The sequence below is a fragment of the Pseudoalteromonas haloplanktis ATCC 14393 genome (genome assembly GCF_000238355.1).
GTDB lineage: Bacteria > Pseudomonadota > Gammaproteobacteria > Enterobacterales > Alteromonadaceae > Pseudoalteromonas > Pseudoalteromonas haloplanktis.
This window is the reverse complement of record NZ_AHCA01000002.1, coordinates 61536-73893: the sequence shown is the minus strand read 5'-3', so window position 1 is coordinate 73893 and position 12358 is coordinate 61536. Positions and strand designations below refer to the sequence as shown.

Annotated in this window: 9 protein-coding genes; 3 read left to right on the top strand and 6 right to left on the bottom strand. The window is 40.6% G+C overall.

Features of this window, described 5'->3' with window-relative positions:
• Nucleotides 1-84: 84 nt before the first annotated feature.
• Nucleotides 85-702, top strand: a complete 618-nt coding sequence (locus PHAL_RS0104510) for an FKBP-type peptidyl-prolyl cis-trans isomerase (RefSeq protein ID WP_016707231.1) — start codon at nucleotides 85-87, stop codon at nucleotides 700-702.
• Nucleotides 703-828: 126 nt separating this feature from the next.
• Here PHAL_RS0104510 and PHAL_RS0104505 read toward each other — a convergent pair whose 3' ends face one another.
• The gene (locus tag PHAL_RS0104505) at nucleotides 829-3219 is read right to left on the bottom strand and encodes a TonB-dependent receptor (protein WP_016707230.1); all 2391 of its coding nucleotides are present in this window, start codon (nucleotides 3217-3219) and stop codon (nucleotides 829-831) included.
• Between the two features lie 149 nt (nucleotides 3220-3368).
• Here PHAL_RS0104505 and PHAL_RS0104500 point away from each other — a divergent pair, with 149 nt between their 5' ends.
• Entirely contained in the window at nucleotides 3369-3896 is a 528-nt protein-coding gene (locus tag PHAL_RS0104500) for a YaeQ family protein (protein WP_016707229.1), read from the top strand.
• A gap of 37 nt (nucleotides 3897-3933) precedes the next feature.
• On the opposite strand, the gene yfaE is transcribed toward PHAL_RS0104500, so the two are convergent.
• The 5 genes from yfaE to ubiG all read right to left on the bottom strand — a co-directional run bounded on the left by yfaE (nucleotide 3934) and on the right by ubiG (nucleotide 9483).
• Nucleotides 3934-4206, bottom strand: a complete 273-nt coding sequence (gene yfaE / locus PHAL_RS0104495) for a class I ribonucleotide reductase maintenance protein YfaE (RefSeq protein ID WP_016707228.1) — start codon at nucleotides 4204-4206, stop codon at nucleotides 3934-3936.
• Nucleotides 4206-5336 (bottom strand): class Ia ribonucleoside-diphosphate reductase subunit beta, encoded by a 1131-nt coding sequence (gene nrdB, locus PHAL_RS0104490; protein WP_029216021.1) that lies wholly within the window; start codon nucleotides 5334-5336, stop codon nucleotides 4206-4208. Before nrdB ends, yfaE begins: the two co-directional genes overlap by 1 nt.
• Nucleotides 5337-5405: 69 nt before the next feature.
• Entirely contained in the window at nucleotides 5406-7688 is a 2283-nt protein-coding gene (gene nrdA / locus PHAL_RS0104485) for a class 1a ribonucleoside-diphosphate reductase subunit alpha (RefSeq protein ID WP_016707226.1), read from the bottom strand.
• Between the two features lie 401 nt (nucleotides 7689-8089).
• On the bottom strand, nucleotides 8090-8773 hold the full coding sequence (locus PHAL_RS0104480) for an HAD family hydrolase (protein WP_016707225.1): 684 nt from the start codon (nucleotides 8771-8773) through the stop codon (nucleotides 8090-8092).
• Complete coding sequence (gene ubiG, locus PHAL_RS0104475) at nucleotides 8773-9483, bottom strand: bifunctional 2-polyprenyl-6-hydroxyphenol methylase/3-demethylubiquinol 3-O-methyltransferase UbiG (protein WP_016707224.1); 711 nt, start codon at nucleotides 9481-9483, stop codon at nucleotides 8773-8775. Before ubiG ends, PHAL_RS0104480 begins: the two co-directional genes overlap by 1 nt.
• 178 nt (nucleotides 9484-9661) lie before the next feature.
• Between ubiG and gyrA the strand changes: the two genes are divergently transcribed.
• Complete coding sequence (gene gyrA / locus PHAL_RS0104470; RefSeq protein WP_016707223.1) at nucleotides 9662-12358, top strand: DNA topoisomerase (ATP-hydrolyzing) subunit A; 2697 nt, start codon at nucleotides 9662-9664, stop codon at nucleotides 12356-12358.

Genomic DNA, 12358 nt, shown 5'->3' with positions numbered 1-12358 from the left:
GCTTTTTTTTATGATAGCATAGGCGCGTCTTTTAACTGATACCAAGGTTATTACGCTTGGTATAAACAAAACGTGAAACACATTATGTCAGATAATTTTACTACAGATGCTGAAAAAGCAAGTTACGGTATTGGCTTACAAATGGGTGAGCAACTTAAAGCAAACCCATTCGAAGGTTTAAACTTAAATTCAGTATTTGCAGGCATGAAAGATGCTTATACGGGTGACGATTTCCAAGTTGAGATCCCTGAGATCCAAGCTGCTTTCGAAAAAATCAACACTGAAATTCAAGCTCGTCGTGAAGAAGAAGCTAAAGTACTCGCAGCTGAAGGTATTGCATTCTTAGAAGAAAATGCAAAGCGTGCTGAAATCACTGTAACTGAGTCAGGTCTTCAATACGAAGTACTTGCAACAGGTGAAGGCGAAAAGCCAACAGCAGAGTCTACAGTGCGTGTTGATTATCACGGTACACTTATCAACGGTACCGTTTTTGATAGCTCTTATGAGCGTGGTCAGCCTGCTGAATTCCCAGTTGGTGGCGTTATCAAAGGTTGGACTGAAGCATTACAAATGATGCCTGTTGGCACTAAATGGCGTATTTATGTTCCTCATGAGCTTGCTTATGGTGAACGTGGCGCAGGTGCAGCGATTGCACCTTTCTCAACGCTTGTATTTGATGTTGAGTTACACGCTATTCTTTAATAGCTTTTTTATGAGCGTTTTATGCTCATAATAAAAAACCACTCTTAATTATTTAAGAGTGGTTTTTTTATAGTCAATTTTTGATTAACCCAGCCATTATAAACACTGAGTTAATCGTGTAATCGGTTAGAAGTAACCACGAACACCGAGTCTAAAGTTTCGCCCTGGTAATGGCGCTTGATCTTTAATAAAGGAGCTGTGTACAAAACCTAATTCATCAGTGATGTTATCAATATTGATATAAAACTGCGTGTCGACAGGGCCGACAGTTAATTGATAATTTGCTTGTGCATCGAATAAGGTATAACCATCAGTCGCTGTTTCATAAGCTGTAATGTCATTTTGTTCAAAGTAATGAGTGCCGGTTAAGTTAAATTGCCAATCACTTATATTATATTGTAATTCTGATCCTAGCTTATTCGCTGGAATTCGAGGTAAATAACCTTCATCATCGGCAAGTTTTGCTGTGGTTGAATCACCAAATACTTTGACCATTGCATTTGAATTTAATTGATAGTGAGCATCAAATTCAATACCGTATAATTTTGCATCTTTACTAACGAATTGATAAACAGCCATACCATCATCGTGGCCTGGCTCTGCAGCCTCAAGGCCGTGTTCTTCATCAAATACTAAGCCTGTGTTTTGCTGATAGTAAAAGTTTTTAATATCGTTATAGAAAAAATTAACGGTATAACCAAAATCACCGCTAAAGCGTCTAAAACCAAAATCAATATTGGTTGATGTTTCTTGTTTGATATTTTCCGGTTCAAAATGAATTTCACCGTCTTCTATCACATAGCCTAAACCTAGCTCATAAGTGCCAGTGGCAATATGTACACCATTAGAAAGCAGCTCTGCAGATAATGGGGCGCGCTCTGAATGTGATACGCTAAGAGACACGTTTTGGCCCGGTGTATATTGCCAAATAGCACCTGCTGAAGCACTTAGGTTAGTAAAACTTTTACTGTAGGCTGTTACTTCATTTTCGTGTTCATCCGTATGCTCATCTTCATGGTCATGGTCATGGTCATGCGCTGAAGCATCAACATTGCTATCAATGGTATAATCTTCTAAACGCGCACCCAGCTCAAGTGTCACATCGCCAAACTGTTGCTCTTCTAAGATAAACAGTGCATGGGTTGTGGTTTTACTCGCTGGTGTAAATGCTTCTTCACCATCAGCGTCGTAGTCAGATTCACTAAAGTGGTAGCCTGCCATACCATGCCAGTTACCTATTTTATGTTCGACATTAAACCGTGCTTCGGTGGTTTCATTACTAAAGATTGTACCAATTGTACCATCTTCAATTTCTGCATGGCGATAGTCAGTATAACCAAGGCGTAAATTAATGGTTTCAATCCAATTATTATGCAATGCATAACTCATAAGACCTTGCCAACGATCTTGTTCTACGCGTGCATAAACAGCTTCTTCTTCACCTTCTTCATGCTCGTGTTCATGTTCATGCTCATGCTCGTGACTATGCGCTGGAATGCCATAATCTGTTTCTATACGCCCATAAGAGAGACCTAACGTTAAATGCTCCCCCACATAGCTAGTACCAAAGTTAACCGTTTGACTGTCAATAAATGTATTTTCAACTGAGGTTGCTGTTTCATGCTCTTCTTCGTCATGCCCCTCATGATCTTCGTGTTCTTCTTCTGGTAAATTGAAGCGCGGAGTTTGGTAGTCATCACCAGTACGTTTGGTACCATCAAAATGGAAGTTAAAATTATTATGACCTGTTTCTAACTTAGCTGCATAAGTATTCGCGTTTGAAACAGTATCGTGGCTGTATTCTACTGCACCGGTTAATTGATCAATGTTATCGGTAGGAATTCGGTTATCAACCACATTAACAACACCGCCAATTGCACCTGAACCATACAATAACGTCGCAGGGCCTCGCAAAACTTCAATCTGTTCAGCAGCTAGGCTGTCGTTTGATGTTGCGTGATCAGGACCAATTCTTGATGCGTCACTGCTGTCTAAACCATTTTGGGTGATTTTAACGCGAGGACCATCTAAGCCACGGATTATCGGGCTTGAAGAGACTGGGCCAAAATAACTCGCATTTACGCCAGGAATGCCTTTTAAGGTTTCACCTAAAGTTGGCTGTGCTTTATTGCGTAGTTCATCGCCGCTAAGTACACTCACCGGTGAAATCATCTCTAAACTATTTTTATGCAGGGCAGAAGCGTAAACCACGACTGTTTCAACTGAAGTTGGAACAAGGGTAATCTGTAATGCTGGACTTGTTTCATTGACTGCAATACGGGCATCAACATAATTGTCTTTACTAATATGCAATTGACTATTAGCGTCGATATTAATACTAAACTGGCCATTATTATCAGTTTTGATTGATTGAGCTTTACCGTGTATATGCACGTCGGCTTGGCTGATCGGTTGGTTTTTATCATCTAGAACTTGGCCTGATACAACCGCGGCATGAGCAGAAAAAGAACTTAGTGCAGTGATAATTGCTGTTGATACTAATGAATGTCGGATCATGGTTACTACATCGTGGCTATTATGTTGTGATATAATATAACACCATCATTTCAGCCAATCAATAATGTTATACCATAACTTTAAAATAAACACATTTTCATTAGTAAGGCTATACTCAAGTAGAAATAATCACTAGTTTGGTGAATGTTATGTCTGATAAAGCCCGGATCTTTAAAGCACGATTTAGCATTGCAGACTTGCGTCAGCAGCGAAATCATCAAGAGGTTTTTACCACCGCGTTAACAAGAAATGAAACGCTCGAGCATTTTGTTTTAAAGCTAGTAGGGTATTGCCTTTTGTCTTACGACAGTAATGCGGTGCTAAATAAACTCTCAGATAGACTGCAGCCAGATGTTGGTATACAAGCGTTGGATGATCATTATAAAACATGGTTAAGTGTGGCTCAGCCCAATCTTGATCAGCTTTTTAAAATAGCGAAACAAGTCGACGAATTATTAATTTTAACGACAAGCAATAGTCAGTGGTTAACTGAGTCTGAGTCACGCTTGAAGTTATTTGCAAATAGCCATATTATCGAAATTGATCAACAGTTTGTAGATGATATTCAAATGGACTTAACGCGTAGTTTAAATTGGGATGTTATTATCGATGAGAATAGCTTAATGATCAGTGATAAAGTGCATTGCTATGAAACAAAACAATTTGATTGGCACTAATAGCAATCGACTTAAATATTTTTCTCTACTAGCGGGTTTATTTAAAGCTCAGAGTAATGTCACCATCGGGTTTGCAGCAGCACAGTAGCACTTCTCCGTCACGTACAAACGCAAGCGGCTCTTCATTGTAAATAACTTGTCCTTGGCTAAGTGTTGCGCGACAAGCACCGCAATAGCCTTCTCGGCATTGAAAAGGGATATCATATTGCTGTTGTTCAAGGCAGTCTAAAAGGGAATGGCAGCCAGTGCTAAATTCAACGCACTGGCTGTTATCTGCAAAGTAAACCTTTGCAGTTTTGTTGCTGCTCATTAGAGATCAAAGTCACCAAAGTCAGACGCATCAACTTGCGAATCAATTTGACCAACAAGATAAGAGCTGATCTCAGCTTCTTGTGGGGCAACTTGTACATTGTCAGACACGAGCCATGAGTTGATCCATGGAATAGGGTTGCTGCTGGTTTTGAATTGTGTTGGCAAGCCTACCGCACTCATACGTGCGTTGGTGATGTATTCAACGTATTGACATAAAATGTCTTTGTTTAAGCCAATCATTGAACCATCTTTAAATAAGTATTCTGCCCATTCTTTTTCCTGCTCAGCCGCATCCACAAACATCTTGATTGCTTCATCACGACACTGCGCAGCAACGATAGCCATCTCTGGATCGTCTTTACCATCTTGCATTATGTTAAGAATATGCTGAGTACCTGATAGGTGAAGGGCTTCATCGCGAGCGATAAGCTTGATAATTTTTGCATTACCTTCCATCAATTCACGCTCTGCAAAGGCGAATGAGCAGGCAAAACTGACATAAAAGCGAATTGCTTCAAGAATGTTTACAGACATCATGGCAAGGTATAACAGCTTTTTAAGTTCAAATAAGCTGATATGAACAGTCTCACCATTGAGGGTATGTTTGCCTTCACCATATAAGTTGTAAATAGCGACTTTATTGATCAGCTCATCATAATACTTAGTTACGGCATCAGCACGTTCGCTGATCTTATCGTTACTGACGATGTCATCAAAAATAAGTTCAGGTGATTGCGTTACGTTACGAATGATATGGGTGTACGAGCGACTATGGATTGTTTCACTAAACGCCCATGTTTCAATCCAAGTTTCAAGCTCTGGGATTGATACGATAGGCAGTAGTGCCACATTGGGTGAACGCCCCTGTACACTATCAAGTAAAGTTTGGTATTTTAAGTTACTCAGGAATATATGTTTTTCGTGCTCTGGTAGGGCTTGAAAATCTAAGCGGTCTTTACTCACATCGACTTCTTCAGGACGCCAAAAGAACGACAGTTGTTTTTCAATTAACTTTTCGAAGATAGGGTACTTCTGTTGATCATAACGCGATACGTTAACGGTTTGGCCGAAAAACATCGGTTCTTGTAATTGGTTATTATGGTTTCGACTAAAAGTAGTATAAGACATAAGATCACTCAAAAAACGAACAGGGTAAAGCGGGCGTATAGCCCGCTTCCAATTTATAATTAGTATTGATTAAATTTTACACGCGCCGCCTGCACAATCATCATCTTCCAGCTCCGGTGTATCATCTTGTGCATCTGATGCGCCATCACGGGTGTTGTGATAGTAAAGGGTTTTAACGCCAAGTTTGTATGCACCTAATAAGTCTTGCAGCAATACCTTCATAGGTACTTTACCACCTTCGAACTTACTTGGATCATAGTTAGTATTTGCAGAGATAGTTTGATCAACAAACTTTTGCATGATACCAACAAGTTCTATGTAACCTTTATTTGATGGGATATCCCACAATAGTTCATAGTTGTCTTTTAAACGCTCATATTCTGGAACAACCTGTTTTAAAATACCATCTTTACTGGCTTTAACACTGATATGGCCGCGAGGTGGCTCAATACCATTGGTTGCATTTGAAATTTGCGATGATGTTTCAGACGGCATTAACGCAGATAACGTTGAATTACGCATACCATGTTCTTTAATATTGGCACGTAACGTATCCCAATCTAAATGCAGTGGTTCATCACAAATTTTATCTAAATCACGCTTGTAAGTATCAGTCGGCATGATCCCTTGTGAATAAGTGGTTTCGTTAAACTTAGGGCAGGCACCACGTTCTTTCGCAAGCTCATTTGACGCTTTCATCAAATAATATTGAATCGCTTCGAACGTTTTATGCGTTAGTGCATTCGCACTGCCATCAGAATAACGCTTACCGTTTTTAGCAAGATAATAGGCATAGTTGATCACACCTATTCCTAAAGTACGACGACCCATAGTGGCATTTCTTGCCGCAGGAACTGGGTAGTCTTGGAAATCAAGTAAGTTATCTAAGGCGCGTACGGCAAGCTCTGCTAATTCTTCAAGTTCATCAAGAGACTCAATCGCACCTAAGTTAAAGGCTGATAGCGTACACAGGGCGATTTCGCCTTCTTCATCATTTACATTGCTAAGCGGTTTAGTTGGTAAGGCAATTTCTAAACATAAGTTAGATTGACGAATTGGCGCAACTTTAGCGATAAATGGGCTGTGTGTATTACAGTGGTCAACATTTTGTAAATAAATACGTCCGGTGCTAGCACGCTCTTGAGCAAACATTGAGAATAACTCAATCGCTTTAATGCGTTTTTTACGTATTGACTCATCTTGCTCATACTGAACATAAAGACGGTCGAACTCATCTTGGTCTTCAAAAAAAGCGTCGTACAGGCCTGGAACGTCTGATGGGCTAAATAATGTAATGTAATCATCTTTGATCAAACGCGCGTACATTAGCTTATTGAACTGCACACCGTAATCTAAATGACGAACACGGTTATCATCAACCCCACGGTTATTTTTAAGCACTAATAAGTTTTCAACTTCTAAATGCCATAGTGGGTAGAAAAGGGTGGCTGCACCACCGCGTACACCACCTTGTGAACAGCTCTTAACTGCTGTTTGAAAGTGCTTATAAAAAGGAATACAACCTGTGTGATACGCTTCGCCATTGCGAATAGGGCTGCCAAGTGCACGAATACGACCGGCATTAATACCAATCCCTGCGCGTTGTGATACATATTTAACGATCGCTGAAGACGTGGCATTGATAGAATCTAGGCTGTCACCACACTCAATGAGGACACATGAACTAAATTGACGAGTAGGTGTACGTACCCCCGCCATAATTGGCGTAGGTAGTGAAATCTTAAACATTGATACCGCATCATAAAAACGCTTGATGTAATCTAAACGTGTTTCTTTTGGGTAATCAGAGAATAAACTTGCGGCAACCAGAATATATAAAAACTGTGCGCTTTCATAAATTTCGCCTGTTACGCGGTTTTGCACTAAATATTTGCCTTCAAGCTGCTTAACTGCAGCGTAGCTGAAGTTTAAATCGCGTGCATGATCTAGGTATTCATCGAGTTGATCAATTTCTTGCTCGGTGTAATCGGCAAGTAGATGAGCATCATAACGCTTATCTTCAACAAGTTTCACGATGTGATCGTATAAGCGTGGCGGCTCAAATTGACCATAGGCTTTTTTGCGTAAATGGAATACGGCTAAACGGGCGGCTAAGTATTGATAATCTGGAGACTCTTTTGAGATCTGATCAGCGGCTGCCTTAATAATCGTTTCATGGATGTCTTCAGTACGAATGCCATCATAAAACTGGATGTGTGATTTTAGCTCAACTTGTGAGACAGACACATTATTTAGACCTTCGGCGGCCCAAGCAATAACGCGATGGATTTTATCTAAATCAAGTGACTCTTTACGGCCGTCACGTTTGCTTACAGATAGCTGTTGGTTCATAGTTTTGCCTGTATTCCTTGGGATATAAAATTTTTTAGTGATACATTTTGCTTAGAATAAATATTTTATTGTCATAAGACTATTCTAGTGCGAATTTAATTGAATAACATTTAGCCACAACATCTGGTGTTCATCAAACTCTGGATCACAAGATAGTGTGGTATGCGATCATTTGCAAGGGGCATAAATGCCCCACATTGTGGATAACTTCGGGATAACACGTTTGTGTTAGTAGCCATTAACCTTTGACCATCTGATTAAAATGAAATTTATAAAAATCAACTCATGATCTATTAAATTTAACCATTTTAAAAATAAATTTAAGCTGCTTTTTTTATCAGCAAACAATGTGCAAAAAATAACACGGTCACAATATATAGTGGTTAATTTTTAGTAAACCACTATATATGGTTAAATGCATCAATGGGTGACTGCCAATTAAAATCAGCTTGCCAGCTCAGTGCTTCCTCTTCACTGGGTATATAGCCCCACAAAGCTGTGGCACTGTGCATGTTCGCTGCTTTAGCTGCAATAATGTCGCGCTCGGCATCACCAATGTACAAGCAGCGGCTTGGATCTACATCTAATAGTTGCGCTGTATGCAGTAAAGGTAACGGTGAGGGTTTTGCCACATTTAAAGTGTCGCCACACACGATTGCCTGTGCATCATTTAGCTCAGTGATTGCGGCGACTAAAGGGGTAGTCAAAAATTCAGGCTTATTGGTCATGATCCCCCATTTGATCTGCTGTTGTTCAAGTGCAATCAATAACTGTGCAATACCTGTGAAACACTGACTATGGGTGGCAATATTATCAGCGTATGAATCAAGTAATTGCTGGCGTAAATCCATTTGTTTAGTTTGGTTATGCCAATGCTGCCCGAATCCCGCTTCGAGTAGAGCCATAGCGCCATTAGAAGCCGCAGGGCGATAGATATGTGAATCTACAGCTGGAAAGTTATGATCTATTAATACGTTATTCAGTGCGGCACCTAAATCATCTGCAGTGTCGAGCAGTGTACCGTCAAGATCAAAAATAAAAGCATCGTAATCAATTGCAGGTGCTGCTGTATTAAACCCAGCCATTACGCAAGTTTCTCAAAGTGGAGAATATAATTAACGCTAACATCGGTATTTAAACTGTATTGCTTTGATAGTGGGTTATAGCTTAGACCAGCACTCGTTCGTACTTTAAGTCCCGCTTGTTCTGCCCATGCAATAAGTTGTGCAGGTTTGATAAATTTTTTGTGATCGTGTGTGCCTTCTGGCACCATCTTCAATAACTTTTCTGCACCAATAATGGCATACAGATACGCTTTGGGGGTTTTATTAAGGGTAGAAAAAAATACATCGGCACCAGGTTTTGCTAAGGTGGCTACTGCTTGAATGATAGAAGCAGGATCAGGAACATGCTCTAACATTTCCATGCAAGTTATAGTATCAAAGCGAGCAGGGTGCTCAGTAGCGAACTGTTCAGCAGGTACTTTAATATAGTTAACTTTCACACCGGTTTCTAAACTATGTAGTTTAGCAACGGTTAATGGCTCTTGGCCCATATCGATGCCGGTAACGTGTGCGCCCATGCGAGCCATACTTTCACTGAGGATGCCACCTCCACAGCCTACATCCAGCGTTACTTTATCAAATAAGCCATTGGCTTTATCAGCAATAAAGTCTAAGCGTAATGGGTTAATTTCATGAAGAGGTTTAAACTCTCCTTCGCGATCCCACCATCGCTCCGCGATGGATTCAAACTTTGCAATTTCTGCACTATCTACATTCTGATGTTCGGTCATAAAAAACTTCCTCGTCAATCTGAGGCCATTATATAGGGGGAAATTAATAAATCGCAAAGATTTAGCGCCTGTAAATTTAAATTAATTGTGGTAGCATGACTTGGTAATAATAACTACATACCCGCAAGCGCCCATATATGGCACTTTGTGGGTATATACTGAAGGAATGTGATATCAAATGACTGATTTCGCCAATGAAATTCTGCCAGTCAATATTGAAGACGAGTTAAAAAACTCCTATTTAGATTACGCAATGAGCGTAATCGTAGGACGAGCACTGCCAGACGTACGTGATGGATTAAAACCTGTTCACCGCCGCGTTTTATTTGCTATGAACGAGCTTAATAATGATTGGAATAAGCCTTACAAAAAATCAGCCCGTGTGGTTGGTGACGTAATTGGTAAATACCATCCCCATGGCGATAGCGCAGTGTACGACACCATTGTACGTATGGCTCAGCCTTTCTCTTTACGTTATATGTTAGTTGACGGCCAAGGTAACTTTGGTTCTGTTGATGGTGATTCTGCAGCAGCAATGCGTTATACCGAAGTTCGTATGGCGAAAATGTCTCATGAGCTATTAGCAGATCTTGAAAAAGAGACGGTTGATTTTGTGCCTAACTATGATGGTACAGAGCAAATTCCTGACGTATTACCAACTAAAGTACCTAACTTATTGGTTAATGGTTCTTCGGGTATTGCCGTAGGTATGGCGACCAACATTCCTCCTCATAACTTAACAGAAGTTGTGAACGGGTGTTTAGCACTCATTCAAAACCCTGAATTGACCATTCACGAATTGATGGAATATATCCCGGGTCCAGATTTCCCAACTGCGGCGATTATTAACGGTAAAAAAGGCATTGAACAAGCCTATTTAACGGGTCGTGGTAAAGTGTACATGCGTGCCCGTGCTGAGATTGAAGTGGATGAGAAAAGTGGTCGCGAAACGATCATTGTTCACGAAATTCCTTATCAAGTTAATAAAGCCCGTTTAATAGAAAAAATTGCTGAGCTTGTTAAAGAGAAGAAGATCGAGGGAATTAGCGCATTACGTGATGAATCAGATAAAGACGGTATGCGTATCGTTATTGAGATCAAACGTGGTGACGTAGGCGAAGTAATCTTAAACAATCTTTATGCACAAACGCAGTTACAAACTGTGTTTGGTATGAATATGGTTGCGCTGATCAACAATCAACCTAAGTGTTTCAACTTAAAAGAAATGCTTGAAGAGTTTATTATTCATCGCCGCGAAGTTGTTACCCGCCGTACGGTATTTGATTTACGTAAAGCCCGTGATCGCGCGCACATGCTTGAAGGTTTAGCAATCGCCCTTGCTAACATCGACCCAATTATCGAGCTTATTCGTAACTCACCTACGCCAGCCGAAGCAAAAGTTGCCTTAGCATCACGTCCGTGGGAATTGGGTAATGTTAAAGCCATGCTTGAAAAAGCGGGCGAAGCCAATGTCGCACGTCCTGATTGGTTAGCTGATGACTTGGGTATTCGTGATGGTCAGTATTATATTTCTGAGCAACAAGCCCAAGCTATCCTAGATTTACGTCTACACAAGCTAACCGGCCTTGAGCATGAAAAGATTCTAAGCGAATACCAAACGTTATTAGATTTAATTGCTGAGCTTTTATATATTCTTGCTTCTCCTGAGCGTTTAATGGAAGTTATTCGCGATGAGCTTGTTGAAATTAAAGAGCAATACGGTGATGAGCGTCGTACAGAAATTAATGCCGCGGCTCACGATATTAGCCTTGAAGACTTGATCACAGAAGAAGATGTAGTCGTAACCTTATCACACGAAGGATATGTGAAGTATCAGCCATTGTCTGATTACGAAGCACAACGTCGTGGTGGTAAAGGTAAGTCAGCAACCAAGATGAAAGATGAAGATTTCATCGAGCGTCTACTGGTTGCGAACACTCACGATACTATTTTATGTTTCTCAACGGCAGGGCGCTTATACTGGCTTAAAGTGTATCAATTACCGCTTGCAAGCCGTGCTGCGCGTGGTAAGCCAATTGTTAACTTATTGCCACTTGAAGCAGATGAACGTATTACTGCAATCTTACCAGTACGTGAGTACGAAGAAGATAAATACATCTTTATGGCAACTGCATTCGGTACGGTTAAGAAAACGCCATTAACTGCATACAGTCGCCAGCGTGCAAGTGGTATTATCGCTGTTAATCTGAATGAAGGTGATAGCCTCATCGGTGTTGATATTACCGATGGTAGCAATGAAATCATGCTATTTACCGATGCAGGTAAAGTGGTACGCTTTAAAGAAGCAGAAGAGTCACCGGTATTAGATGAAAACGGTAACCCAGTGCTTGACGAAAACGGTAACCCGGAAATTAAGTTCAAGGGTGTGCGCCAGATGGGCCGTACAGCCACCGGTGTTCGTGGTATCAAGATGGCTGAAGGCCAACGTGTTGTCTCGTTAATTGTACCTAAGACTGATGGTGCTATCTTAACTGTGACTGAAAACGGTTATGGTAAACGTACGCTGCTTGAAGATTACCCATCGAAGAGTCGTGCGACTCAAGGTGTGGTATCAATCAAAGTATCAGAGCGTAACGGCGCCGTTGTTGGTGCAGTACAGGTTGATGAAAACGACGAAATCATGATTATCTCTAATCGTGGTACCCTTGTTCGAACACGTGTTAAAGAAGTTTCTACCGTTGGGCGTAATACTCAAGGTGTTATTTTGATAAGAACTATTGACGAAGAGCAAGTAGTTGGTTTACAACGTATCGAAGAAATTGAAATCGATGAGCTTGAAGCTATTGAAGGCGAAAGCGTCGAAGTAGTCGAAACGGTTAATGATGAAACTGGTGATAATCCACCGGCTGAATAA